Genomic DNA, 24,495 nt, shown 5'->3' with positions numbered 1-24,495 from the left:
GAACGAGGATGTCAGGCCTTCGCCGGGTTTTCCTGCGGCCCGGGAATCAACGGTTCGCCGCAGTGGACGCAGCGGTAGGTGGCCTCACCGCGCACAATGCGGTTATGTCGGCGGACGGTCAACTGATGCTCCTGGCACTTGCAGCGGTAAGTAAAGGTATTGCGCTGCACGGATTGCAGTTCGAACTGATGCGTACGCCGGGCCGGAACGCCCAGCACGCTCTCCATCATCCATTTCCACTCTTTCCCGTGAGGCGGTACGCGGCCAAAGTGCTTCCACACCAGCAAATGTGCCAGTTCATGCGGTACGACCTCGTTGATAAACGCCTCGACGTTTTCCATCAGCAGCACCGGGTTGAGGCGAATTTCATTGCTTTGCAGCCACGCTGTACCCGCAGCAGTGCCGCGCTGTTGGTACACAAGCTTAGGTTCCGGATAATTGCGTTCGAGCTTGAGATTGGCGAGGGCAAGTTTTTCCCGCAGGCTGCGCATAACGGCTTGCTGGATGGCGATGGGGAGACGAGAGGTTTTCATAACGCCAGAGGATAGTGCGACAGGAAAAGGACTGCAAGAGGCAGGCTTCCCCCCGCGAGGGGAGGAAGCCGCAGGTGATTAGTCGTGTGCGCCAATTTCGCGCAGTTTACGGCCTTTCATCAGGTTACGTTCAATGTGTTCCAGGGAGACGTTTTTGGTTTCCGGAATCAGCCACAAGGTCAGGAAGATGAACAGGACGTTCAGGCCGCCGTAGACCCAGAAGGTGTTGGCGCTGCCCAGCGAGTTCAGCATCGTCAGGAAGGTTGCGCCGACGATCATGTTGGCAATCCAGTTGGTTGCGGTAGAGCAGGTGATACCGAAATCGCGGCCTTTCAGCGGCTGGATTTCAGAGCACAGTACCCAAATCAGCGGACCGGCACTCATCGCGAAGCCAACGATAAACATCAGCAGCATCAGTACGGCAAAGTACTGGGCGGCAGCGGAGTGGATACCAATGTGCATCATTGTGCCCAGCACGCCCATACCGATAGCCATCACGATAAAGCCGAGGATCAGCGTCGGTTTACGGCCCCAGCGGTCAACCAGGCCAATGGCGATAAAGGTCGCCAGCACGTTGGTCAAACCCACGATAACGGTGCCCCACATCTGCTCAGTGGTGTTGGTATAACCCGCCAGTTCAAAGATTTTTGGTGCGTAGTACATGATGACGTTCATCCCGGTGAACTGCTGCATCACCTGTAACAGTACGCCAAGGAATACCGCGCGGCGGAAGTTGCTGTTTTCTTTAAACAGCGCCCAACCGCTTTGTTTTACCTGCAGGCTTTCACGAATTTCATCCAGCTCGCGTTTCGCTTCTGCACTGGTATCACGCAGACGTAACAGCACGCGTTCAGCATCGACGAAGCGACGTTTAGCGGCGAACCAGCGCGGGCTGTCCGGCAGGAAGAACACGCCAACCAGCAGCAGCAGGGCAGGAATGATGATCACGCCCAGCATCCAGCGCCATGCACCGCTATAGCTAAAGGCGGTATCGGATAGATAGGCCCCGAGGATCCCGATGGTAATCATCAGCTGATACATGGAAATCATACTGCCACGAATTTTTTCCGGTGCAATTTCAGAGAGATACAGTGGCGCAGTGTAAGACGCAACGCCCACGGCCAGACCCAGCAGGATACGGGAGAGAAGCAGTACTTCCACGTTAGGCGCCGCGGCGGAGAACAGCGAGCCGGCGACAAACAGGATCGCGCCGATCATCAGGCTTTTTTTACGCCCCAGCTTGAAGGAGAGCCAGCCGCTGCCGACAGCACCTACAGCTGCGCCAAACATCATGGAGCTGACCACCCATTCCTGAGTGTGCGGGGTAATTTGAAACTCGTCGGTGATGAACGGTAATGCACCGGCAATCACGCCGATATCCAGGCCAAAAAGTAATCCTGCCAGGGCGGCAAGAAAGCAGACAAAAAATGTCATGGCTTTGTTGGAACGCCCCTGTTTTTTATTCCCAGGCATGATGCCCTCCAGGTTGGGTAACTTATTTTTGTTGATGTTAAGGGTAGGTGAGTACGGGGTGAAAAAATGAGATTAATATCACATTAGTGTAATCGCTTACACTAGCATTCACGGCTGTTATAAGTTAATTATTTGAAAAATATGCAATTTCATAAAAATGAAAAATGAGTGATTGCCTGGAATTAAGACGATACTGAAAAGTAATGTAACAATAATGAAAATGCAGAAATTAAGGGATGTAAAATCAATTCATTATGATAATGACTGGATGTAATCGCTTTCATTTGCATTGAAAGTCAGGGAGGAGAGGGATGTTAAGGTACAGCTAAAAAAAAGACCAGCCTTAAGGCTGGTCCTGGTAAGCGGGGGTATTCAGTAAATTACTTCAGTCCGGCAGCTTCGCGCAGCTGTTGCGCTTTGTCGGTTTTTTCCCATGGGAAATGTTCGCGACCAAAGTGGCCGTAGGCTGCGGTTTCTTTATAGATCGGGTGCAGCAGATCCAGCATCTGGATCAGGCCGTATGGACGCAGGTCGAAGAACTCACGTACCAGCAGGGTCAGCTGTTCAGTTGGCACTTTCTCGGTACCGAAGGTTTCGACCATGATAGAGGTAGGTTCTGCCACGCCAATAGCGTAGGAAACCTGAATCTCACAGCGGTCAGCCAGACCGGCAGCCACGATATTTTTCGCGACATAGCGGGCTGCGTAGGCTGCAGAACGGTCAACTTTAGACGGATCTTTACCTGAGAATGCGCCGCCACCGTGACGCGCCATGCCGCCGTAGGTATCAACGATAATCTTACGACCGGTCAGACCGCAGTCACCCATTGGGCCACCGATAACGAAACGGCCGGTTGGGTTGATGAAGAATTTGGTCGATGCGCTCAACCACTCGGTCGGCAGTACCGGCTTGATGATCTCTTCCATCACTGCTTCTTGCAGTGTTTTCTGGTCAACATCTTGAGAGTGCTGAGTAGACAGAACCACCGCATCAATACCGACAATTTTGCCATCGTCATACTGGAAGGTGACCTGGCTTTTCGCATCTGGGCGCAGCCACGACAGGGTGCCGTTTTTACGCACTTCAGCCTGACGTTGTACCAGACGGTGAGCGTAAGTGATTGGTGCCGGCATCAACACGTCGGTTTCGTTGGTGGCATAACCAAACATCAGACCCTGATCGCCCGCGCCCTGTTCCAGCGGATCGGCACGGTCAACGCCCTGGTTGATATCCGGAGACTGTTTACCGATAGCGCTCAGTACTGCGCAAGAGTTAGCGTCAAAGCCCATGTCGGAATGCACATAGCCAATTTCGCGAACCGTATTACGCGTGATCTCTTCGATGTCGACCCATGCGCTGGTGGTGATTTCACCGCCAACTAAAACCATACCGGTTTTGACATAGGTTTCGCAGGCGACGCGTGCTTTCGGATCCTGTTCGAGGATTGCATCCAGCACGGCATCAGAGATTTGGTCAGCGATTTTGTCAGGATGCCCTTCTGATACGGACTCGGACGTAAAAAGGTGTTTTGCCATATTTAATTTCACCTAAGGAGAATTTGGTTAGCTCAAACTGTCGAGTGGAATAGCCATGTGTAGAAGATTCTACCATGAGTCTGCAGATTTCGGACACTGGCAGTCTGAGTGTTAATCGGTATAGATGGATTAACATCTGGACGGCTATTTTAGGACAGTTCTTCGCCCGATTTCCAGCTTTTTTTGACTACGGTCGCATTGTACCGAAAATGTAACTGGAAATTTTTCCTGACGGTGCTGGCAATGCGCGCATTTATCTTTTGCTTTTTCGTACTCTTATCGGTATAAAACGCGGCGCGCGGCTTATACAAAAAGCACACGACGTTTTCATCGTGTCGCCACTTCCAGCCGGGTTAACACTTTAGCTTTGGCTTGTGGGTTCGTTCCGTCTGGAGCGACCGTGGAGGTGATACGAGATAATGAACCGTTGTATTCTGCTGAATCTGCCACACCGTTCAGGTGTGCATATGTCCCCCGCAATCTGCATCTCTGCTTTGCATACCTGTCGATGTTATATACATAAAATCATTCATGCTGCGTCGAGGCTGCATGAAGGATGAAGTGTATACCCATCCCGGCGTATCTCAGGACTCAAGAGCCGGTAACGGTCACTAAGGACTGAACAAGGGCGCTCTTGGTAAACAAGAGTTTTCTCGTGGTTTCGCCGAACTGTCAGTATTACGTTCGGTAACGTGTTTACAATGAAATGATAAAGAAACCGGTCGCACAGTCGGAGCGTCAGCACTATCTGCTGGAAAATCTGCCTGTTTATGGGTTGTTATCGCTTCTTCGGATTGCGATAGTAGTCAACTGTTTTACACTTGTTAATAAAATTTGAGGTTCGCTATGTCTGACGACATTTCTATGGGTTCGCCTTCGTCAGCAGGCGGACAGGGTGTACTACGCTCCATGCAGGAGGTTGCAATGAGTTCCCAGGAAGCCAGCAAGATGCTGCGTACCTACAATATTGCCTGGTGGGGTAATAACTACTACGACGTCAACGAACTCGGTCACATTAGCGTGTGTCCGGACCCTGACGTCCCGGAAGCACGTGTTGATCTTGCCGAGCTGGTAAAAGCTCGCGAAGCGCAGGGGCAACGTCTGCCTGCGCTGTTCTGTTTCCCACAGATCCTGCAACACCGTCTGCGTTCGATTAACGCCGCATTCAAACGCGCCCGCGAATCTTACGGCTACAAGGGGGATTATTTCCTCGTTTATCCGATCAAGGTTAATCAGCACCGTCGTGTGATTGAATCGCTGATTCACTCCGGTGAGCCGCTGGGACTGGAAGCCGGTTCTAAGGCCGAACTGATGGCGGTTCTGGCGCATGCGGGCATGACCCGCAGCGTGATTGTCTGTAATGGTTACAAAGACCGCGAATACATTCGTCTGGCGCTGATTGGCGAGAAGATGGGCCACAAGGTCTATCTGGTCATTGAGAAGATGTCTGAAATCGCGATCGTGCTGGATGAAGCCGAACGGCTGAATGTGGTCCCGCGTCTGGGCGTGCGTGCGCGTCTGGCCTCGCAAGGTTCTGGTAAATGGCAGTCCTCCGGTGGTGAAAAATCCAAGTTCGGCCTGGCGGCGAACCAGGTACTGCAACTGGTGGAAATTCTGCGCGAACGCGGTCGTCTGGACAGCATTCAATTGCTGCACTTCCATCTCGGTTCACAGATGGCGAACATTCGCGATATCGCCACCGGCGTACGTGAATCTGCGCGTTTCTACGTTGAGCTGCACAAACTGGGCGTAAACATCCAGTGCTTCGATGTGGGTGGTGGCCTCGGCGTGGACTATGAAGGGACACGCTCGCAGTCTGACTGTTCGGTCAACTACGGTCTGAACGAATACGCCAACAATATTATCTGGGCGATTGGCGATGCCTGTGAAGAACACGGCCTGCCGCATCCGACGGTAATTACCGAGTCCGGCCGTGCGGTAACCGCGCACCATACCGTGCTGGTGTCTAACATCATCGGCGTTGAGCGTAGCGAACACACCGAAGCTACGCCTCCGGCTGACGATGCGCCGCGTGCCCTGCAAAGCATGTGGGAAACCTGGCAGGAGATGCACGAACCGGGCACCCGCCGTTCGCTGCGTGAATGGCTGCACGACAGTCAGATGGATTTGCACGATGTTCACATTGGCTATTCATCCGGAACCTTCAGCCTGCAGGAGCGCGCGTGGGCAGAGCAGCTGTATCTGAACATGTGCCATGACGTGCAGAAACAGCTCGACCCGAGCAACCGCGCGCACCGTCCGATCATCGACGAACTGCAGGAGCGTATGGCGGATAAGATTTACGTCAACTTCTCACTGTTCCAGTCGATGCCGGATGCGTGGGGGATCGATCAGCTGTTCCCGGTCATGCCGCTGGAAGGACTGAACCAGGTCCCTGAGCGCCGTGCGGTGCTGCTGGATATTACCTGCGACTCTGACGGTGCTATTGACCATTATGTTGACGGCGATGGTATTGCTACCACCATGCCGATGCCGGAGTACGATCCTGAGAACCCGCCGATGCTGGGCTTCTTTATGGTTGGCGCGTACCAGGAAATCCTTGGCAACATGCACAACCTGTTCGGCGATACCGAAGCGGTCGACGTATTTGTCTTCCCGGATGGTAGCGTTGAAGTTGAGCTGTCTGATGAAGGGGATACCGTCGCGGACATGTTGCAGTACGTGCAGCTGGATCCAAAAACGTTGCTGACCCACTTCCGCGATCAGGTTAAACAGACCGATCTGGACGATGCGCTGCAACAGCAGTTCCTCGAAGAGTTCGAGGCTGGACTGTACGGCTACACCTATCTCGAAGACGAGTAATTAAGAGTATTCCGCTTGATGACCGATTTATTGTTCTAAATCGGTCATCCCATTCTGAAAAGTATCGTAATCGTTAATTACCCTCTTTTTTTATTTTCAAATATCCATACTATTGCCGGGGATTTTATTCATGACAGCAAAGGGAGTGGGTATGAAGGGATTTAAAATCAAGAGTATTCTGGTCAGCATGTTTTTGCTTTTAGGCGGCTGCTCCACCACGCCGATGCATTCCAACCAATCGCTGAGCTCTGAAGTTGGTACCGGGTGGGGCGGAGACGTAAAGTCAACGGTGACAGGCGTTTCAGCCGAGCGTGCAGAGCATGAGCCCAGCGAAATTATCCTGATAAATTACTCTGCTAAATACCAGCCGGGGTACGATCGTGTTTATAGCATTCGAATCAGTAATCTTGAATATGCTGTTCGTGATGCAAACTTTAACTCTATTCCAATCACTCGTCGTTATGACTCCTACACTGGACAGTGGCAATATATTATCCCAGCGACCGTGGGGATGAACTATCAGCTGTACGTGCGTAATTTCAGTCGTGATACGAATTATGAAATTGTCGCGACGGTTGATGGCCTGGATGTGCTGAGCGGTAAACCCGGCTCTCTGAATAATAGCGGTTATATTGTTAATGCTGGTGATTCACTGGCAATTAAAGGGTTCAGAAAAGATAAGCATACCGAGGCGGCGTTCCAGTTCTCCGATGCCTCTGATTCCTATGCGGCTAACTCCGCGCAGGGTGATGTGCGTAATACCGGGGTTATTGGCTTCGCGGCATTTGCGCTACAGAGTAAATCAACCTCGGCGCTGCCGCCGTGCTCGGCTCAGGCCTTCCCTGCAAACAACAACGGTTATGCACCGCCGCCGTGCCGTAAATAAACGCTTTGCTTGAAGCTGGGTAGTTTTAAGGCGATAATTACACTCAATACGCTATATGTATACCCAAAATAACTCGAGTTGCTTGAAGGCGGCAAGGGAGTGAGTCCCTAGGAGCATAGATAACTATGTGACTGGGGTGAACGAGCGTAACTAACGCGCAAGCAGCTTGAAGTATGACGGGTATAAATCAAACCCTTTCTCGTCGGGCCTAACGACGCGGAAGGGTTTTTTTATATCTTTTTCAAATACCAAGACGGCAAAAAAGAGGTCATACCCATGAGCACCTTAGGTCATCAATACGACAACTCCCTGGTTTCTAACGCCTTTGGTTTTTTACGTCTGCCGATGAATTTCCAGCCCTACGACAGCGATGCCGACTGGGTTATTACCGGCGTACCGTTTGATATGGCGACGTCTGGTCGTGCGGGTGGACGTCATGGTCCGGCAGCGATCCGTCAGGTGTCGACCAATCTGGCCTGGGAGCACAACCGCTTCCCGTGGAATTTTGACATGCGTGAACGCCTGAACGTCGTGGACTGCGGCGATCTGGTGTATGCGTTTGGCGATGCGCGTGAAATGAGTGAAAAATTGCAGGCGCATGCTGAAAAGCTGCTTTCTGCCGGCAAGCGCATGCTCTCCTTCGGCGGTGACCACTTCGTCACGCTGCCGCTGCTGCGCGCGCACGCTAAGCACTTTGGTAAAATGGCGCTGGTGCACTTTGATGCCCACACCGACACCTATGCTAACGGCTGTGAATTTGACCACGGCACCATGTTCTATACCGCGCCGAACGAAGGCCTGATCGATCCGAACCATTCCGTGCAGATCGGTATTCGGACCGAGTTTGACAAAGACAACGGCTTTACCGTACTGGATGCCTGCCAGGTGAACGATCGCAGCGTGGATGACATCATTGCGCAGGTGAAGCAGATTGTCGGTGACATGCCGGTTTACCTGACCTTTGATATCGACTGCCTGGATCCGGCGTTTGCTCCGGGTACGGGTACGCCAGTGATCGGCGGTCTGACGTCGGATCGTGCGATCAAACTGGTGCGTGGCCTGAAGGATCTGAATATTGTCGGGATGGATGTAGTCGAAGTGGCTCCGGCCTACGATCAGTCTGAGATCACCGCGCTGGCAGCAGCAACGCTGGCACTGGAGATGTTGTATATCCAGGCGGCGAAGAAAGGCGAATAACGGATTTCGGACAATTTTGCCGGATGTCGCTGACGCTAATCCGGCCTACATTGTTGTTGAATCTGTAGGCCGGATAGGCGTTTACGCAGCCATCCGGCACTGTTTGAAGATTACTTAATTCCGTCTGCGCTCATGCGGTCGCGAATATGTTGCGCACGTTCGGCGGAGGCTGGATGGTCGTCAAACATTGAGCTTTGACGACCGGCTTCCAGTTTTGCCAGTTTCTCAAAGCTGGTGGCTAAGCCTGCCGGATTAATACCGCGTTTGCGCAACAAATCATACGAGTAATCATCCGCTTCGGATTCCTGACGTTGGGAGAACTGCGAGTTCACGAGTTTTTCTCCCAGATCGCCAAGCTGAGACTGCGACAAGCTGCCGACGATGCCGCCCGCAGAGGCCGCTGCGGCACGCACGGCGTTGGTTCCCAGCGCAACTTGCATTCCTTTCTTCACGTGACCCAGCGCAACGTGGCCCATTTCGTGACCAATAACCGCCTCAACTTCGTTATCGGTCATCATATCCATCAGGCCGCTGTACACGCGGATGCAGCCATTTGCCATCGCAAACGCGTTGACGTCTTTCGCCACATAGACTTTGTAATTCACCGGCTGTCCGTTGATGTTATCGCCTAGCGCAGCGGCGATTTTGCTCAGTCGTTTGGTATATTCACTGCTGGCAGGAGCAATGGTCGCTTTGCTGTCCATATCCTGGCAGGCTTGGTTGCTCAGCGCGATGACCTGAGCATCGCTCAGACTGTAGGCCTGGAAAGCACCTGCGCCAGATGAAAGTAGTCCGTTGGAGTCCATATTCTGGCAGCCGGTCAATGCCGTTGCCATGCTCATAGCAAGCAGTAAAGCGCGAATTTTCATTTTTTCTCTTCCGCACGAAGTCAGGATTATTCTAAAAAATGCGTCGTTTGCAGGTAATGCGACGCTCAACCTAAGTATAAAGAAAAGAACAACAAGCGGGCGAGAAGATTGCGCAACATGCGTGCAGGATCCAGAGATTTCTGAAGCGGTAAAAGGATGCTCCATGTACATGGCACGCGGCTTGGGTTACATTGTTGGCACTTTTTTCCGGCGTAGCCCAAAACGCTCTGTCGTCAAGTCGTTCCGGGCACAGCCTTCATTATCCGATCTGGAGTCAAAATGTCCTCACGTAAAGAGCTTGCCAATGCTATTCGTGCGCTGAGCATGGACGCAGTACAGAAAGCCAAATCCGGTCATCCGGGTGCCCCGATGGGTATGGCTGACATTGCCGAAGTCCTGTGGCGTGATTTCCTGAACCACAACCCAAATAACCCGTCCTGGGCTGACCGTGACCGCTTCGTGCTGTCAAACGGTCACGGCTCAATGCTGATTTATAGTTTGCTGCACCTCTCCGGCTACGACCTGCCGATGTCTGAGCTGCAGAACTTCCGTCAGCTGCACTCCAAAACGCCGGGTCACCCGGAAGTGGGTTATACCGCGGGTGTGGAAACGACTACCGGTCCGCTGGGTCAGGGCATCGCTAACGCGGTGGGTATGGCTATCGCTGAAAAAACGCTGGCGGCGCAGTTTAACCGTCCAGGTCACGACATTGTTGACCACTTCACCTACGCCTTCATGGGCGACGGCTGCATGATGGAAGGTATCTCTCACGAGGTATGTTCTCTGGCTGGTACGCTGAAGCTGGGCAAACTGATTGCGTTCTACGATGACAACGGTATTTCTATCGATGGTCACGTTGAAGGCTGGTTCACTGATGACACCGCGAAGCGTTTCGAAGCTTACGGCTGGCACGTGGTGCGTGGCGTTGATGGCCATGATGCTGATGCGATTAAGCGCGCAGTAGAAGAAGCCCGCGCAGTGACCGACAAACCGTCCCTGCTGATGTGCAAAACCATCATCGGTTTCGGTTCCCCGAACAAAGCTGGCACCCACGACTCTCACGGTGCACCGCTGGGCGACGCAGAAATTGCACTGACCCGCGAGCAGCTGGGCTGGAAATACGCGCCGTTTGAAATCCCGTCTGAAATCTACGCACAGTGGGATGCGAAAGAAGCAGGTCAGGTTAAAGAAGCGGCGTGGAACGAGAAATTCGCTGCTTATGCGAAAGCCTTCCCGCAGGAAGCCGCTGAATTCACCCGTCGTATGAAAGGTGAAATGCCATCTGACTTCGATGCGAAAGCGAATGAGTTCATTGCTAAACTGCAGGCCAATCCGTCCAAAATCGCCAGCCGTAAAGCATCCCAGAACGCTATTGAAGCGTTTGGTCCTTTACTGCCAGAATTCCTCGGTGGTTCCGCTGACCTCGCCCCATCTAACCTGACTATCTGGTCTGGTTCTAAAGCCATTAACGAAGACGCTGCTGGTAACTACATCCATTACGGTGTTCGTGAATTTGGTATGACCGCTATCGCTAACGGTATCGCGCTGCACGGTGGTTTCCTGCCGTACACCTCTACCTTCCTGATGTTCGTTGAATATGCCCGTAATGCGGTGCGTATGGCGGCACTCATGAAACAGCGTCAAGTGATGGTCTATACCCACGATTCCATCGGTTTGGGCGAAGATGGCCCGACTCACCAGCCGGTAGAGCAGGTTGCTTCTCTGCGCGTGACCCCGAACATGAGCACATGGCGTCCATGTGACCAGGTTGAATCTGCGGTAGCGTGGAAATACGGCGTTGAGCGTCAGGACGGTCCGACCGCGCTGATCCTCTCCCGTCAGAACCTGGCACAGCAGGAACGTACTGAAGAGCAGCTGGCAAACATCGCACGCGGTGGTTACGTGCTGAAAGATTGCGCTGGCCAGCCTGAGCTGATCTTCATTGCTACCGGTTCTGAAGTTGAACTGGCGGTGGCTGCATGGGACAAACTGACGGCGGAAGGCGTTAAAGCGCGCGTGGTCTCCATGCCGTCTACCGATGCATTCGACAAGCAGGATGCCGCTTATCGCGAATCCGTGCTGCCGAAAGCTGTCTCTGCTCGCGTGGCAATTGAAGCGGGTATCGCGGACTACTGGTTCAAATACGTGGGCCTGAACGGCGCTATCATCGGTATGACCACCTTTGGTGAGTCTGCTCCGGCTGAGCTGCTGTTTGAAGAGTTTGGCTTCACCGTAGACAACGTGGTTGCGAAAGCCAAAGAACTGCTGTAATTACGATTACAACGGTATAACGGGTCGCTCAGGCGGCCCGTTTTTTTTGTGCGTCAGATTTTTTCTTGGCGTAGCTGACCCGTTTCAAGGCGCACTATGCGAGAAAAATGACGCTGCGTAAATGCAACGTCATGGCTGATCGCGACCACGCTAGTACCTCGTGCGCGGCATACCGCGAGCCAGTTCTCAAATATCGCCAGCCAGTGTGCGTCAAAATCCCGGCTCGGTTCATCAAGCAGGAGAAGGGCCGGTGCCATGGCTTCAAGGCTGGCGACGGCGACCATACGTCGTTGCGCGGTGTGCAGATCCAGCGGATGAGCGTCGGCGACGTCCGCTAACTGACATAACTGCAGGGCTGCTGCAGTACGTTGCGCAATCTCCGCGGCGGGACGCTTTTGCAGTCGCAATCCAAAGGCGACTTCCTCTACGACCTTGCTGTGAAAAATTTGGTTTTCGGCTTCCTGAAACAATACGCCGAGCACCTTAGCTCTTTCGCGGTTTTTCAGTTGCGCAATCGACCTGTCACTCAAGGTTATCGTGCCAGATGAGGGGGGCAGAAGGCCCGCCATGATGCGCAGCAGCGTGGATTTTCCCGCGCCATTATCGCCCGTCAGCGCCAGCCATTCACCGGCGTTAAGATTAAGCGAGATGTTGTGCAGGCAGTTATAAGAGGCATTCGGCCAGCGATACGTCACCTGGTTAAGCGTTAGCATTGTGGGGATAGCGCTCCGTCACGCAGTTGCCATGCCTGCTGACAATGGCTGATAAAAGGGGTGTGGTCGCGTTCGAAAAGCACAATCAACGCCTGTTGTTCCTGCGCCCATTGATGCAACCGATCCAGCAACATACTGGTGGCCTGCGCCGTCAGACGACTGAATGCTTCATCCAGAATCAATATTCTGGGTTGCATGGCTAGTGCGCTGGCAATGACCACCCGCTGTGTTTCTCCGCCGGAAAGCGTTCCTGGATGGCGATGGCGCAACGACTGGCATTCCGTCAGTGTGAGTGCCGCGTCAATTCGACGCATAATTTCAGCCTCCTGCAGGCAGAGGTTCTCCGGGCCGAATGCCACTTCTTCCTCCACGCTGAATGTGCAGCCAGAAAGCTGCAGATAAGGCGATTGCTGCACCAGTTGGATGGTACACGACTGCTCGACGAGTGACAGTTGTCCGACAGGATTTCCCAGCAACTTTCCTTTCCCTTCAATCTCTCCGGGAAGAAAATCGGGGTACCAGCCTGCCATCAGCTGTGCCAGCGTACTTTTTCCGCTGCCGTTATCACCGAAAATTGCCACCATTCCGGGTTCTGCATAGTGGAAGTCAAAGCAGGCTGGTGGGCGCGTGGCGTGCGTCGGGAGATAGCGAAACTGCTCTAGCGTAACCATATCCACACTCCTGTTTCGACCAGCATGGCGAGTACCATCGTGTAGCGGGCAATGCGTTGTAAGGTGCTGTCCTCCGGTGCCCATAACGTTGTGCGTCTACGATGCAAACGAAAGGCCCGCATGTCCAGTGCCGCCCCGCGAACCACCAGATCGTTAAGCGCATTATGCGTGAGTGGCACGATCAGCGCTGGCGTGGCGCGCAGCCGTTGATACCAGTGCTCGTCCAACGGCACGCCGCGCGCGCGCTGGGCTTCGTGAATAATCGCCAACTGGCGTTTGAGTTGCTCAACAACCAGCAGCGGGCCTGCAAACAGGTAGGCAACGCCGGGTGGCAGGCGGGAGGCAAACAGGGCGCGAATAAACCGCGATACCGGCACGTACTGCATCCACAGCTGTGACGTTGACACAATTGCCAGGATCCGCAACCACAGCGTGATGGCATCGGCCCACCGTTGTGGCGTGCGCGGTTGTCCGCTTATCCATTCGGTCAACCAGCCACCGTGGACCAGCCACAATCCAACGCCCAGGGGCACCATCAACCAGACGACATATTTCGCCCGGGGACGCGTGGCTGGCATACAGAGTAAGAACAGGAACACGACCGTGCTGTAAACGGTAAGCGGTATTCCCGCGGGTAGCAGCAATGTGGAACATGCGGCCAGCGCCCACAGGGTTAACGAGGTAAACGGGTGCATTTAGCGCACAGCAGACATCGTTGGAAAATGACGTGTGGTGCGCAATGGAAGCTGGCGCAACAGTACCCAAACAATCACGGCGGTGAGAATTTTATCTACCAGATTGGCGCCAATCACCGTGACAGCCACCGACTCAACCAGACCCTCGCCAACCGAGTGCATCCAGGCAACAAATAAATCAGCGCCGCTGCCGGTCACGCCGCCAAACAAGGTGGTGCGGATAGGCACGGCAACGACAGTGACGGCCAGGGTAATGATCACGCCGCTGAACACCACTTTCGGTAAGGTACGAAACCATCCTGCTCGTGCTAGCCATCCTGCGACCAGCCCGATAACCATGGCTACCGGCGCGAAGGCGGCAGCGATCGGATCGGTGAGTAACCCCCACAGCAGGTTGGTGAGTAATCCCGTTAACATTCCCACAATCGGGCCTAATAGCACCGCGCTGATAATGGTGCCGATGGAGTCGAGAAAAATAGGCAGTTTCACCATGCTGATGAGCTGTCCACCGACCATATTGATGGCGATGGCAATAACAATCAGTACCAGTGACTGGCTGGAAAATTGGCGACGCGCCATAGAAAACCTCTTTAAAGTGAAGCGTTAACGGGATGTGATAACCAGTTCGTCATAGCCGGAAACGACACAAGGTTGGCGGCTAAACGCCAGCTCTGTGAGTTCGCCAATCACCAGTTCCAGCGTGGTGCGCACGGTACAGCCTGGCATCATGTGGCCTCCCAACATCGCGCCCTGTGGGTCAGAAACCGCAAGATGCAGGTGCTCGCCGGTCAGTTCCAGCGTGCCGTTCAGGGAGATAATTTCCCAGGTGCCGGTGAGCAATGTGGTTTCTTCCTGACCCGCGAAGCGTAAGGCAACGTGGGTTAAACTTCCGGTACAACCGGCAATCCAGGCGGCATGTAATTGATGCTGTTGGATAAAATCGTGCAGTCGGGAAAAGACTTCCTGGCCAGGGAGTAAACGCAGCGCATGAAAGCGAGCTGCAGAGGCGTGAGGAGAGTATGTGACCATAGGTTGAGGGACTCCGAGACTCGGACGTAGCGCTGATAATATAGACGCTGGCTAGGGTGCTTTCTGATATAAATCAGGATTTGTGACACGGCAACGAAATAATCTTGCTACGCTTATTCGCAATTCAGGAATATGGAATAAATTTAGCGGGGCAGAGCGTTAAAATGTGATGTAAGTCAGATAACGGTGTTCTGTTGCTGGACAATCATTCCTTTTATTCCTTGTTTCGCTTATTCTAGCTGAAGCGTTTCAGTCGATTAAATGTTCGACAATTAATCAAACAGTCGCAGTTTGCGACAGGTAAGGTTTCCCTGAGCGATTTGCTGCATTACTCTGTCAGCCACATCGTTTCTGAGAAATCCTTGCAGGAGACCTATGACCGTACGCGTAGCGATTAATGGTTTCGGTCGCATCGGGCGCAACGTGGTTCGTGCTTTGTATGAATCCGGGCGTCGGGCGGAAATCACCGTGGTGGCCATCAACGAATTGGCGAGTGCTGAAGGCATGGCGCATTTGTTGAAATATGACACCAGCCATGGACGTTTTGCCTGGGATGTTCGCCAGGAACGCGACCAGCTCATTGTTGGCGACGACGCGATTCGCATTCTGCATGAGCGAACACTCGATGCGCTTCCGTGGCGCGAACTGGGTGTTGACGTCGTGCTGGACTGTACGGGGGTCTTCGGTAGCCGCGAACACGGCGAAGCGCATATTGCCGCAGGTGCAAAAAAAGTGCTCTTTTCACATCCTGGTAGTCACGACATCGACGCAACCGTTGTGTTTGGCGTTAATCAGGATCAGCTGCGCGCTGAAGACCGGATCGTTTCCAACGCCTCCTGCACCACGAATTGCATTATTCCCGTTATTAAATTGTTGGATGATGCTTACGGCATCGAGTCCGGCACCGTTACGACGATCCACTCCGCGATGCACGATCAACAGGTTATTGATGCCTATCATCCCGACCTGCGTCGTACGCGAGCAGCCAGTCAGTCGATTATTCCCGTTGATACCAAACTGGCGGCGGGGATCACACGAATTTTTCCACAATTTAACGATCGTTTTGAAGCGATTGCGGTGCGTGTACCGACCATAAATGTGACGGCGATCGACTTAAGCGTGACGGTGAAAAAACCAGTAAAAGCGAGTGAAGTCAACCAGTTGCTGCAAAAAGCAGCACAAGGTGCATTTCATGGTATAGTTGACTATACGGAATTACCGTTGGTCTCTGTAGATTTTAACCACGACCCGCACAGCGCCATCGTTGATGGTACGCAAACGCGCGTAAGTGGTGCTCACCTGATCAAAACATTGGTCTGGTGCGATAATGAATGGGGCTTTGCTAACCGCATGCTCGACACAACGTTAGCGATGGCTGCTATTGGTTTCAGGTAAGGCGCGTGAGCGCTTGCAAAACTTTAAGAATCAACGAGAGGATTCACCATGTCTGTAATTAAGATGACCGATCTGGATCTTGCTGGTAAACGTGTTTTTATCCGTGCGGATCTGAACGTACCAGTTAAAGAAGGGAAAGTAACCAGCGATGCGCGTATCCGTGCGTCTCTGCCGACCATCGAACTGGCCCTGAAACAGGGTGCAAAAGTGATGGTAACTTCCCACCTGGGTCGTCCTACCGAAGGCGAGTACAACGAAGAATTCTCTCTGCTGCCGGTTGTTAACTACCTGAAAGACAAACTGTCTAACCCGGTTCGTCTGGTAAAAGATTACCTCGACGGCGTTGACGTTGCAGCCGGTGAACTGGTGGTTCTGGAAAACGTTCGCTTTAACAAAGGCGAGAAGAAAGACGACGAAGCACTGTCTAAAAAATACGCTGCACTGTGCGATGTATTCGTCATGGATGCTTTCGGTACGGCTCACCGTGCGCAGGCTTCTACTCACGGTATCGCGAAATTCGCTGACGTTGCTTGCGCGGGTCCGCTGCTGGCCGCTGAGCTGGACGCACTGGGTAAAGCTCTGAAAGAACCGGCTCGTCCGATGGTTGCTATCGTTGGTGGTTCTAAAGTTTCTACCAAACTGACCGTTCTGGACTCTCTGTCTAAAATTGCTGACCAGCTGATCGTCGGCGGTGGTATCGCCAACACCTTCGTTGCCGCGCAAGGCCACAACGTGGGTAAATCCCTGTACGAAGCAGACCTGGTTGATGAAGCCAAGCGCCTGCTGACTCTCTGCGACATCCCGGTACCGGCTGACGTTCGCGTAGCAACTGAGTTCTCTGAAACTGCGCCTGCAACGCTGAAATCTGTTAACGACGTGAAAGAAGACGAGCAGATCCTGGATATCGGTGACGCATCTGCACAGCAGCTGGCTGAGATCCTGAAGAATGCAAAAACCATTCTGTGGAACGGCCCGGTTGGCGTGTTTGAATTCCCGAACTTCCGTAAAGGGACTGAAATCGTGGCTAACGCCATTGCCGACAGCGAAGCATTCTCTATCGCTGGCGGCGGCGACACCCTGGCGGCTATCGACCTGTTCGGCATCGCTGACAAAATCTCCTACATCTCCACTGGTGGCGGCGCATTCCTCGAGTTCGTGGAAGGCAAAGTTCTGCCAGCAGTAGCCATGCTCGAAGAGCGTGCTAAGAAGTAATTCAGTTCAGGCGGGGTGACCCGCCTGTTTTTCAGCGCGCTTAAACGCTCGCGAACCTTCTTCAACGGTCGAAGATACAGATACAGGACTACGTAACATGTCTAAAATTTTTGATTTCGTAAAACCGGGCGTCATCACTGGCGACGACGTACAGAAAGTTTTCCAGGTAGCAAAAGAAAACAACTTTGCACTGCCAGCTGTTAACTGCGTCGGTACCGACTCCATCAACGCCGTTCTGGAAACCGCTGCAAAAGTTAAAGCACCGGTAATCGTTCAGTTCTCCAACGGTGGCGCTGCATTCATCGCGGGTAAAGGCGTGAAGTCTGACGTTCCTCAGGGCGCGGCAATCCTCGGTGCTATCTCTGGTGCGCATCACGTTCACCAGATGGCTGAACACTACGGTGTTCCGGTTATCCTGCACACTGACCACTGCGCGAAGAAACTGCTGCCGTGGATCGACGGTCTGTTGGACGCGGGTGAAAAACACTTCGCAGCAACCGGCAAACCGCTGTTCTCTTCTCACATGATCGACCTGTCTGAAGAGTCTCTGGAAGAGAACATCGAAATCTGCTCCAAATACCTGGCGCGCATGTCCAAAATGGACATGACTCTGGAAATCGAACTGGGTTGCACCGGTGGCGAAGAAGACGGCGTGGACAACAGCCACATGGACGCTTCTGCACTGTACACCCAGCCAGAAGACGTTGATTACGCGTTCACCGAGCTGAGCAAAATCAGCCCGCGTTTCACTATCGCGGCATCCTTCGGTAACGTACACGGCGTGTACAAACCAGGTAACGTGGTTCTGACCCCGACTATCCTGCGTGACTCTCAGGACTATGTTTCTAAGAAACATAACCTGCCGCACAACAGCCTGAACTTCGTCTTCCACGGCGGTTCCGGTTCTACTGCTCAGGAAATCAAAGACTCCGTAAGCTACGGCGTAGTGAAAATGAACATCGATACCGATACCCAATGGGCGACCTGGGAAGGTGTTCTGAACTACTACAAAGCAAACGAAGCTTACCTGCAGGGTCAATTGGGTAACCCGAAAGGCGAAGATCAGCCGAACAAGAAATACTACGATCCGCGCGTATGGCTGCGTGCTGGTCAGGCAACCATGATCACCCGTCTGGAACAGGCTTTCAAAGAACTGAACGCGGTTGACGTTCTGTAATTTACGCCGTTCAACATGACATCAGGCCCGCAAATGCGGGCCTTTTTTATTGTCATTTCTCGCGGTAGTCGACAGAGAATTATGTGATCTATTTGGCAAAAATGGCGTTTATTGTTTACCCTTGTCAAATTGCCCGTCCCGGTGGGGCGGCTTTCTTTCTCCCGTTTGGGTAAGCAAAAAAGGAATAGTGAATGGAAGATTTGAATGTTGTCGACAGCATAAACGGTGCGGGTACCTGGCTGGTGCGTAACCAGGAGCTGCTGTTGAGCTATGCCGTCAACATCGTTGCGGCTATCGCTATTGTCATCATCGGGATGATTGTGGCTCGGGTTGTGTCCAACACCATTAACCGTGTGATGGTGGCGCGTCAAATTGATGCGACCGTGGCTGATTTTCTCTCTGCGCTGGTGCGTTACGGTATTATTGCCTTTACGTTGATTGCTGCGCTGGGCCGCGTGGGCGTGCAGACAGCCTCTGTTATCGCCGTGCTCGGTGCCGCCGGTTTAGCCGTCGGTCTGGCGTTGCAAGGCTCGCTGTCTAACCTCGCCGCAGGCGTTCTGCTGGTGATGTTCCGTCCGTTCCGCGCAGGCGAATATGTCGATCTTGGCGGCGTAGCGGGTACCGTGCTCAATGTGCAGATTTTCTCTACCACCATGCGTACCGTAGACGGAAAAATTGTGGTGATCCCCAACGGGAAAATCATTGCCGGTAATATCATTAACTTCTCTCGTGAACCGGTTCGTCGCAACGAATTTATTATTGGGGTGGCGTATGACTCTGATATCGACCAGGTTAAACAAATCCTCACCGATATCATTCAGTCTGACGAGCGTATCCTGAAAGACCGTGAAATGACGGTGCGCCTGAATGAGCTCGGGGCGTCCTCGATTAATTTCGTGGTGCGCGTCTGGAGCAACAGTAGCGATCTGCAAAGCGTCTACTGGGACGTACTGGAACGTATTAAGCGTGAGTTTGATGCTCACGGCATCAGCTTCCCGTATCCGCAAATGGATGTGAATTTCAAGCGCGTGAAAGCAAACGCGGCAGAATAATCACGAGCCCGGTGGCGCTACCGCTTACCGGGCCTACAAAACCTGTAGGCCGGATAAGGCGTCAGCCGCCATCCGGCGTTTTCCCTCCGGGTATTAATTCCTCTTATACCTGATTAATATTATCAATTTCCGCTAATGATTATCCCGCGTTATAGTCTGCGCTTAAGAGAAACAGTTCGGGATATTCAACGTGTTATCATATTATTTTCAAGGGCTTGCGCTTGGCGCAGCGATGATACTTCCGCTCGGTCCGCAAAATGCTTTCGTGATGAATCAGGGTATTCGTCGCCAGTATCACATTATGATCGCCTTACTTTGTGCCATCAGCGATTTACTGCTGATCTGCGCGGGGATCTTTGGCGGCAGCGCCTTGCTGATGCAATCGCCATGGCTGATGGCGCTGGTAACCTGGGGCGGCGTGGCGTTCTTACTCTGGTACGGTTTCGGCGCGTTAAAAACGGCGATGAGCAGTAATCTGGAGCTGGCCAGTGCCGAGGTGATGAAGCAGGGGCGCTGGAAAATTATCGCTACGATGCTGGCGGTGACGTGGCTTAACCCGCATGTCTATCTCGATACCTTCGTGGTGCTGGGCAGTCTTGGCGGTCAACTGGACGTCGAGCCGAAGCGCTGGTTTGCTCTGGGTACTGTTAGCGCATCGTTCCTGTGGTTCTTTGGCCTGGCGCTGCTGGCGGCCTGGCTGGCGCCTCGTCTACGCACCGCCAAAGCACAACGAATCATCAATACGCTGGTGGGACTCGTGATGTGGTTTATTGCTTTTCAACTGGCAAAAGAAGGCGTTGCGCATGTAGATGCGCTGTTCAACTAAGTGTTGTCTGATGGACAACAGGCTGAGATCCGCTAAGCTTGCCTGCATGCGCCCTGAGTTTCGGGGTAAATAATGAAACATGGAGGAACGACAGTGAAGTTCAAAATAATGGCCCTGGCGGCATTAGTCGGATTCAGTGCACTCTCAGTACAGGCAAATGAATTGCCGAATGGACCTCACATCGTGACTTCCGGAACGGCAAGCGTGGACGCGACACCTGATATTGCGACGCTGGCAATTGAAGTCAACGTGGCGGCAAAGGATGCGGCCTCAGCAAAGAAACAGGCTGACGAACGCGTCGCGCAATACCTTTCCTTCCTGGAACAAAACCAGATAGCGAAAAAAGACATCAGCTCTGCAAACCTGCGTACCCAGCCGGATTACGATTACCAGAATGGTAAAAGCGTACTCAAAGGCTATCGTGCGGTGCGCACCGTTGAGGTGACTCTGCGTCAACTGGACAAACTCAACGCGCTGCTGGATGGCGCGCTGAAAGCGGGTCTGAACGAGATTCGTTCAGTGTCGCTGGGTGTTGCCCAGCCGGATGCCTACAAAGATAAAGCGCGTAAAGCAGCCATTGATGATGCGATTCATCAGGCTGAACAACTGGCGGCGGGCTTTAACAGCAAACTCGGCCCGGTTTACAGCGTGCGCTACCACGTGTCGAATTATCAGCCAAGCCCAATGGTACGGATGATGAAAGCCGACGCAGCGCCTGCAGCATCGGCGCAGGAAACCTACGAGCAGCCGGTCATTCAGTTTGACGATCAGGTCGATGTGGTCTTCCAGATAGAGCCTGCGGCAAGTCAGCCAGCGACAACACCTGCCAAAACGCAGTAATCTTTTCAGACCCGGCTTTTCAGCCGGGTTTTTTATGTGATCAACTGTAAAAATGCGACCGCGTCGTGCGTCTTTTTTGGGGCTGCATGAGGATATGCCATAGTGATTTTATGAGGTGACTATGGATATTTTTATCTCGAAAAAGATGCGTAATTTTATTCTGCTGGCGCAAACCAATAATATCGCCAGAGCAGCAGAAAAAATCCACATGACCGCATCGCCCTTTGGCAAAAGCATTGCTGCACTGGAAGATCAAATCGGCTATACGCTGTTTACCCGTAAAGACAACAACATCAGTCTCAACAAAGCCGGGCAGGAGCTGTATCAGAAACTGTTTCCCGTCTATCAGCGTTTGTCCGCCATTGATAACGAAATCCATACTTCCTCGCGTCGTTCGCGTGAAATCGTTATTGGCATCGACAATACCTATCCGACCATCATTTTCGACCAGTTGATTAGCCTTGGTGATAAATATGAAGGCGTGACGGCTCAGGCCGTTGAATTCAGTGAGAATGGGGTGATTGATAATCTGTTCGACCGACAGCTGGATTTTATTATTTCGCCGCAGCATGTTTCTTCGCGCGTTCAGGAGCTGGAAAATCTGGCGGTGAGCGAACTGCCTCCCCTGCGCCTGGGGTTCCTGGTGTCCCGCCGTTACGAAGAAAAGCAGCCTCAGGATCTGCTGCGGGAATTACCCTGGCTGCAAATGCGCTTCCAGAACCGCGCCAATTTTGAAGCCATGCTGGATGCCTACATGCGGCCCAGTGGGATCAATCCAACCATTATCTATCGTCCATATAGCTTTATGGCTAAGGTGAGTGCGGTGGAGCGCGGACATTTTCTGACGGTAATCCCCCATTTTGCCTGGCGGCTGGTGAATCCGGCAACGCTGAAATATTTTGATGCGCCCGGCAGCCCGATGTACATGCAGGAATTTCTCTATTCGCTGAAAAATCATCGTTATACCGCCACGATGCTCCAGCATATTGCTGAAGATCGTGACGGTACGGCAGATTAACCCAGCATTGATCCTGTTTCGAGCAGGTTGCGGTGCAGATCAAATGCGTGGCTGAGATCGTGATGAATATGCCCGCCGGGTGCCTGTTCCAGATAGCGATGCAGGTAGTCGCGGTACAGCGGGTGCGCGCAGTTGTCGATGATGGTGTGCGCTCGTTGCAGCGGCGATAACCCACGCAGATCGGCAATCCCTTGTTCAGTAACGATCACTTTGACGCTGTGTTCGCTGTGATCGACGTGGCTGCACATCGGGACGATCGTCGAGATTTTCCCGTCTTTGGCAATCGACGGGGCCATAAAAATAGACAGATAGGCGTTGCGCTCAAAATCCCCGCTGCCGCCGATGCCGTTCATCAGGTTTACCCCTGCAACGTGCGTGGAGTTGGCATGGCCATAGATATCAAACTCCAGGCCGACATTCAGCGCAATCACCCCCAGCCGGCGGATGATCTCCGGGTTATTGGAGATCTCCTGCGGGCGCAGCACAATGCGGCTGGCGAAGAAATCCATATTGGCATAAATCTTCTGCAGTGAGGCGGCAGAAATCGTCAGGCTGGAGGCGCTGGCGCCGGTTATCTTGCCCGTTTCCAGCAGATTTACGACCGACTCCTGCAGTACCTCGGAGTACATCATAAAGGGGGGAATTTCCGGATTCTCGCCCAGCCGCGCCATCACCGCGTTATTAATATTGCCGACGCCGCTTTGTAAGGGCAGAAACTCAGGTGGAATGCGTTTGTGCGCCATTTCCGCCAGCAGAAAGCTCACCACGTTATCGGCAATTTGCTGGCAGAGCGGATTGGTTTTATCCGACGCACTGCCGGCATCGGGCAGGTTCGTTTCCACCAGAGCGACGATTTTTTTCGGGTCTATCTGGACGCACTGGCTGCCGATGCGATCCATGGTATGAAAAATGGGGACGCTGTTACGACGCGGCGGCGCGCCTGGTATCACAATGTCGGCCAGTTCCGCTACGCGTGGATTGTGATAATGATTCAGCTCAATAATGACTTTTTTCGCCCGTAGCAGCCAGGTTGGCGCATTACCGATCCCGCTGGTCAGCCAGATCCTGCCGTCCGGCGCAATGGCTGAGGCCTCTATAACAGCAACATCAATCTCGCCAAAGAAGCCGTAATTAACCATCTGTGCGACTTCACTGAGATGGAGATCGACAAACCGCACCTGGCCTTGATTAATTTTCTGACGCAGACCAGATGAGGTTTGATAAGGCGCGCGCCAGGAAACGGCATCCGCCTCAGAGAGCGCGTCATCTGCGGCAGCGCTAATTGACGCGCCGGTCAGCAGGCGGATCTGAAAAGGCTGCCCTACGTGATGCAGTTCGCTGGCTTGCCGGGCAATCGCTGCGGGCAACGCCTTTGGTGAACCCGCAGGTGTAAAGCCGCTGAACGCCACCATATCATCATGCTGAATAATTTCTGCCGCCTGTTCGGCGTTCATCCGTTTCATGGCTTTTCCTTTAGCTGACCGCGATTAATGGCCGACGAAGTTCGGTTTCCGTTTTTCTAAAAACGCATTCATCCCTTCCTGATAATCATTGCTGTCGTAAACCGCACGGCGCATGCCCTGGATGCGTTCAAATTCATCGGAATTCATGGTGTGCGCTTCGCCCAGCACGCGCAGTTCTTCTTTGATCACGGCAATCGCCAGCGGCGCTTTTTCTGAGATGTGATGCGCCATTTGCAGAGTAAAATCTTCCAGCTCGTCGACGGCGACCACATGGTTGAGAATACCTACCGCCAGCGCGCGCTGGGCGGTAATCGGTAGGGCGGTGAAAATCAGCTCTTTGACGATATGAAAACCCGCATCACGGGTCAGGTTGTGAATACCCACCAGGTTATACGGCACGCCGAGATTGACCGGTGTCATCGAGAACGTCGAGGTCTCGGCAGAGATGATGAGATCGGAACTCATGATCATCTCGAATGCACCGCCCCAGACGCTGCCTTCAACCATCGAGATAATAGGTTTCGGGTACTTTTGGATCATGCGGGTGATCTGGCGCAGCGGATCGTCATAGGACAGCGGATCGCGACGTCCGGTAGGGAGTTCATGAATATCATGTCCAGCAGAGAACACTTTGGCCCCGCTCGGTGCGCGCAGAATAATGCAGCGAATTTCTGGACGATTGAGATCGTTCAGCGCCAGCATAAGATCGTCAATAAACACTTTGCTCAGGGCGTTAAGCTTGCGGGCATAGTTGAATTCAATGACCGCGACTTTCTGGATGATGACGACGTTGACGTATTGATAGGACATAATGTTC

The 24,495-nt window shown here is 53.1% G+C and carries 23 protein-coding genes and 1 pseudogene; 13 read left to right on the top strand and 11 right to left on the bottom strand.

The annotated features are described in order from the left end of the window. Window positions 1–11 precede the first annotated feature (11 nt). The 3 genes from FCH32_RS14925 to metK all read right to left on the bottom strand — a co-directional run bounded on the left by FCH32_RS14925 (window position 12) and on the right by metK (window position 3,541). Window positions 12–533 carry a SprT family zinc-dependent metalloprotease gene (locus tag FCH32_RS14925; protein ID WP_115257518.1) on the bottom strand — a complete coding sequence of 174 codons (522 nt, stop codon included), beginning with the start codon at window positions 531–533 and terminating at the stop codon, window positions 12–14. Window positions 534–611: 78 nt separating this feature from the next. Next, window positions 612–2,006, bottom strand: coding sequence for a galactose/proton symporter (gene galP / locus FCH32_RS14920; protein ID WP_096755752.1), 1,395 nt, complete (start codon window positions 2,004–2,006; stop codon window positions 612–614). Between the two features lie 380 nt (window positions 2,007–2,386). Continuing rightward, window positions 2,387–3,541: a methionine adenosyltransferase gene (gene metK, locus FCH32_RS14915; RefSeq protein ID WP_115257519.1), complete on the bottom strand. Its 1,155-nt coding sequence runs from the start codon at window positions 3,539–3,541 to the stop codon at window positions 2,387–2,389. Between the two features lie 419 nt (window positions 3,542–3,960). On the opposite strand from metK, the pseudogene FCH32_RS23325 reads away from it, so the two are divergent. The 5 genes and pseudogenes from FCH32_RS23325 to speB all read left to right on the top strand — a co-directional run. Next, a pseudogene (locus FCH32_RS23325) lies at window positions 3,961–4,062 on the top strand (hypothetical protein); the annotation flags it as partial. Window positions 4,063–4,247: 185 nt separating this feature from the next. After that, on the top strand, window positions 4,248–4,379 hold the full coding sequence (gene yqgB, locus FCH32_RS14900; protein ID WP_115257520.1) for an acid stress response protein YqgB: 132 nt from the start codon (window positions 4,248–4,250) through the stop codon (window positions 4,377–4,379). Between the two features lie 8 nt (window positions 4,380–4,387). After that, window positions 4,388–6,364 (top strand): biosynthetic arginine decarboxylase, encoded by a 1,977-nt coding sequence (speA, locus tag FCH32_RS14895; protein WP_096755755.1) that lies wholly within the window; start codon window positions 4,388–4,390, stop codon window positions 6,362–6,364. A 151-nt stretch (window positions 6,365–6,515) separates the two neighbouring features. Beyond that, the gene (locus FCH32_RS14890; protein WP_174361136.1) at window positions 6,516–7,250 is read left to right on the top strand and encodes a hypothetical protein; all 735 of its coding nucleotides are present in this window, start codon (window positions 6,516–6,518) and stop codon (window positions 7,248–7,250) included. A 276-nt stretch (window positions 7,251–7,526) separates the two neighbouring features. Then, window positions 7,527–8,447, top strand: coding sequence for an agmatinase (gene speB / locus FCH32_RS14885; RefSeq protein WP_096755756.1), 921 nt, complete (start codon window positions 7,527–7,529; stop codon window positions 8,445–8,447). Between the two features lie 110 nt (window positions 8,448–8,557). Here speB and loiP read toward each other — a convergent pair whose 3' ends face one another. After that, window positions 8,558–9,316 carry a metalloprotease LoiP gene (gene loiP / locus FCH32_RS14880; RefSeq protein ID WP_096755757.1) on the bottom strand — a complete coding sequence of 253 codons (759 nt, stop codon included), beginning with the start codon at window positions 9,314–9,316 and terminating at the stop codon, window positions 8,558–8,560. 279 nt (window positions 9,317–9,595) lie between these two features. Here loiP and tkt point away from each other — a divergent pair, with 279 nt between their 5' ends. Beyond that, window positions 9,596–11,587 (top strand): transketolase, encoded by a 1,992-nt coding sequence (gene tkt / locus FCH32_RS14875; protein ID WP_096755758.1) that lies wholly within the window; start codon window positions 9,596–9,598, stop codon window positions 11,585–11,587. A 53-nt stretch (window positions 11,588–11,640) separates the two neighbouring features. Here the strand turns inward: tkt and FCH32_RS14870 are convergent, their stop codons facing one another. The 5 genes from FCH32_RS14870 to FCH32_RS14850 are packed head-to-tail and all read right to left on the bottom strand — an operon-like array spanning window position 11,641 to window position 14,695. After that, on the bottom strand, window positions 11,641–12,300 hold the full coding sequence (locus FCH32_RS14870) for an ABC transporter ATP-binding protein (RefSeq protein WP_174361135.1): 660 nt from the start codon (window positions 12,298–12,300) through the stop codon (window positions 11,641–11,643). Further along, window positions 12,294–12,971, bottom strand: a complete 678-nt coding sequence (locus tag FCH32_RS14865; protein ID WP_135911439.1) for an ABC transporter ATP-binding protein — start codon at window positions 12,969–12,971, stop codon at window positions 12,294–12,296. The genes FCH32_RS14870 and FCH32_RS14865 overlap by 7 nt, the downstream gene beginning before the upstream one ends. After that, window positions 12,959–13,666: an energy-coupling factor transporter transmembrane component T gene (locus FCH32_RS14860; protein ID WP_137362197.1), complete on the bottom strand. Its 708-nt coding sequence runs from the start codon at window positions 13,664–13,666 to the stop codon at window positions 12,959–12,961. The genes FCH32_RS14865 and FCH32_RS14860 overlap by 13 nt, the downstream gene beginning before the upstream one ends. Then, on the bottom strand, window positions 13,667–14,245 hold the full coding sequence (locus FCH32_RS14855; protein ID WP_135911441.1) for an ECF transporter S component: 579 nt from the start codon (window positions 14,243–14,245) through the stop codon (window positions 13,667–13,669). 24 nt (window positions 14,246–14,269) lie between these two features. Beyond that, a complete protein-coding gene (locus tag FCH32_RS14850) occupies window positions 14,270–14,695 on the bottom strand; it encodes a PPC domain-containing DNA-binding protein (protein WP_115257526.1) in 426 nt (141 codons plus the stop codon). A 375-nt stretch (window positions 14,696–15,070) separates the two neighbouring features. Here FCH32_RS14850 and epd point away from each other — a divergent pair, with 375 nt between their 5' ends. The 7 genes from epd to srsR all read left to right on the top strand — a co-directional run bounded on the left by epd (window position 15,071) and on the right by srsR (window position 22,215). Then, entirely contained in the window at window positions 15,071–16,090 is a 1,020-nt protein-coding gene (gene epd / locus FCH32_RS14845; protein WP_096755770.1) for an erythrose-4-phosphate dehydrogenase, read from the top strand. Between the two features lie 48 nt (window positions 16,091–16,138). Next, window positions 16,139–17,302, top strand: coding sequence for a phosphoglycerate kinase (pgk, locus tag FCH32_RS14840; protein WP_096755771.1), 1,164 nt, complete (start codon window positions 16,139–16,141; stop codon window positions 17,300–17,302). 97 nt (window positions 17,303–17,399) lie between these two features. Next, complete coding sequence (gene fbaA, locus FCH32_RS14835) at window positions 17,400–18,479, top strand: class II fructose-bisphosphate aldolase (RefSeq protein WP_096755772.1); 1,080 nt, start codon at window positions 17,400–17,402, stop codon at window positions 18,477–18,479. Between the two features lie 191 nt (window positions 18,480–18,670). Further along, window positions 18,671–19,531, top strand: coding sequence for a small-conductance mechanosensitive channel MscS (locus FCH32_RS14830; RefSeq protein ID WP_096755773.1), 861 nt, complete (start codon window positions 18,671–18,673; stop codon window positions 19,529–19,531). Between the two features lie 190 nt (window positions 19,532–19,721). Beyond that, the gene (argO, locus tag FCH32_RS14825) at window positions 19,722–20,357 is read left to right on the top strand and encodes an arginine exporter ArgO (RefSeq protein WP_096755774.1); all 636 of its coding nucleotides are present in this window, start codon (window positions 19,722–19,724) and stop codon (window positions 20,355–20,357) included. A gap of 93 nt (window positions 20,358–20,450) precedes the next feature. Then, the gene (locus tag FCH32_RS14820; protein ID WP_096755775.1) at window positions 20,451–21,197 is read left to right on the top strand and encodes an oxidative stress defense protein; all 747 of its coding nucleotides are present in this window, start codon (window positions 20,451–20,453) and stop codon (window positions 21,195–21,197) included. 121 nt (window positions 21,198–21,318) lie between these two features. Continuing rightward, on the top strand, window positions 21,319–22,215 hold the full coding sequence (srsR, locus tag FCH32_RS14815; RefSeq protein WP_115257528.1) for a LysR family transcriptional regulator SrsR: 897 nt from the start codon (window positions 21,319–21,321) through the stop codon (window positions 22,213–22,215). On the opposite strand, the gene FCH32_RS14810 is transcribed toward srsR, so the two are convergent. Together FCH32_RS14810 and scpB are read right to left on the bottom strand one after the other, a co-directional pair. Then, window positions 22,212–23,678, bottom strand: a complete 1,467-nt coding sequence (locus FCH32_RS14810; protein WP_174361134.1) for an acetyl-CoA hydrolase/transferase family protein — start codon at window positions 23,676–23,678, stop codon at window positions 22,212–22,214. The genes srsR and FCH32_RS14810 overlap by 4 nt on opposite strands. Window positions 23,679–23,702: 24 nt before the next feature. Continuing rightward, window positions 23,703–24,488, bottom strand: a complete 786-nt coding sequence (gene scpB / locus FCH32_RS14805) for a methylmalonyl-CoA decarboxylase (RefSeq protein WP_096755778.1) — start codon at window positions 24,486–24,488, stop codon at window positions 23,703–23,705. Window positions 24,489–24,495: the final 7 nt, after the last annotated feature.

Origin of the sequence: Citrobacter gillenii (genome assembly GCF_013337685.1) — a bacterium.
In the GTDB taxonomy this organism is placed as follows: Bacteria; Pseudomonadota; Gammaproteobacteria; order Enterobacterales; family Enterobacteriaceae; genus Citrobacter; species Citrobacter gillenii.
This window is presented reverse-complemented; position numbering and strand designations above follow the sequence as displayed.

Bases quoted from the DNA above. Each gene is read 5' to 3' on its own strand.
- FCH32_RS14925 (WP_115257518.1), bottom strand. From the start codon at position 533: ATGAAAACCTCTCGTCTCCCCATCGCCATCCAGCAAGCCGTTATGCGC.
- galP (WP_096755752.1), bottom strand. From the start codon at position 2,006: ATGCCTGGGAATAAAAAACAGGGGCGTTCCAACAAAGCCATGACATTT.
- metK (WP_115257519.1), bottom strand. From the start codon at position 3,541: ATGGCAAAACACCTTTTTACGTCCGAGTCCGTATCAGAAGGGCATCCT.
- yqgB (WP_115257520.1), top strand. From the start codon at position 4,248: ATGATAAAGAAACCGGTCGCACAGTCGGAGCGTCAGCACTATCTGCTG.
- speA (WP_096755755.1), top strand. From the start codon at position 4,388: ATGTCTGACGACATTTCTATGGGTTCGCCTTCGTCAGCAGGCGGACAG.
- FCH32_RS14890 (WP_174361136.1), top strand. From the start codon at position 6,516: ATGAAGGGATTTAAAATCAAGAGTATTCTGGTCAGCATGTTTTTGCTT.
- speB (WP_096755756.1), top strand. From the start codon at position 7,527: ATGAGCACCTTAGGTCATCAATACGACAACTCCCTGGTTTCTAACGCC.
- loiP (WP_096755757.1), bottom strand. From the start codon at position 9,316: ATGAAAATTCGCGCTTTACTGCTTGCTATGAGCATGGCAACGGCATTG.
- tkt (WP_096755758.1), top strand. From the start codon at position 9,596: ATGTCCTCACGTAAAGAGCTTGCCAATGCTATTCGTGCGCTGAGCATG.
- FCH32_RS14870 (WP_174361135.1), bottom strand. From the start codon at position 12,300: ATGCTAACGCTTAACCAGGTGACGTATCGCTGGCCGAATGCCTCTTAT.
- FCH32_RS14865 (WP_135911439.1), bottom strand. From the start codon at position 12,971: ATGGTTACGCTAGAGCAGTTTCGCTATCTCCCGACGCACGCCACGCGC.
- FCH32_RS14860 (WP_137362197.1), bottom strand. From the start codon at position 13,666: ATGCACCCGTTTACCTCGTTAACCCTGTGGGCGCTGGCCGCATGTTCC.
- FCH32_RS14855 (WP_135911441.1), bottom strand. From the start codon at position 14,245: ATGGCGCGTCGCCAATTTTCCAGCCAGTCACTGGTACTGATTGTTATT.
- FCH32_RS14850 (WP_115257526.1), bottom strand. From the start codon at position 14,695: ATGGTCACATACTCTCCTCACGCCTCTGCAGCTCGCTTTCATGCGCTG.
- epd (WP_096755770.1), top strand. From the start codon at position 15,071: ATGACCGTACGCGTAGCGATTAATGGTTTCGGTCGCATCGGGCGCAAC.
- pgk (WP_096755771.1), top strand. From the start codon at position 16,139: ATGTCTGTAATTAAGATGACCGATCTGGATCTTGCTGGTAAACGTGTT.
- fbaA (WP_096755772.1), top strand. From the start codon at position 17,400: ATGTCTAAAATTTTTGATTTCGTAAAACCGGGCGTCATCACTGGCGAC.
- FCH32_RS14830 (WP_096755773.1), top strand. From the start codon at position 18,671: ATGGAAGATTTGAATGTTGTCGACAGCATAAACGGTGCGGGTACCTGG.
- srsR (WP_115257528.1), top strand. From the start codon at position 21,319: ATGGATATTTTTATCTCGAAAAAGATGCGTAATTTTATTCTGCTGGCG.
- FCH32_RS14810 (WP_174361134.1), bottom strand. From the start codon at position 23,678: ATGAAACGGATGAACGCCGAACAGGCGGCAGAAATTATTCAGCATGAT.
- scpB (WP_096755778.1), bottom strand. From the start codon at position 24,488: ATGTCCTATCAATACGTCAACGTCGTCATCATCCAGAAAGTCGCGGTC.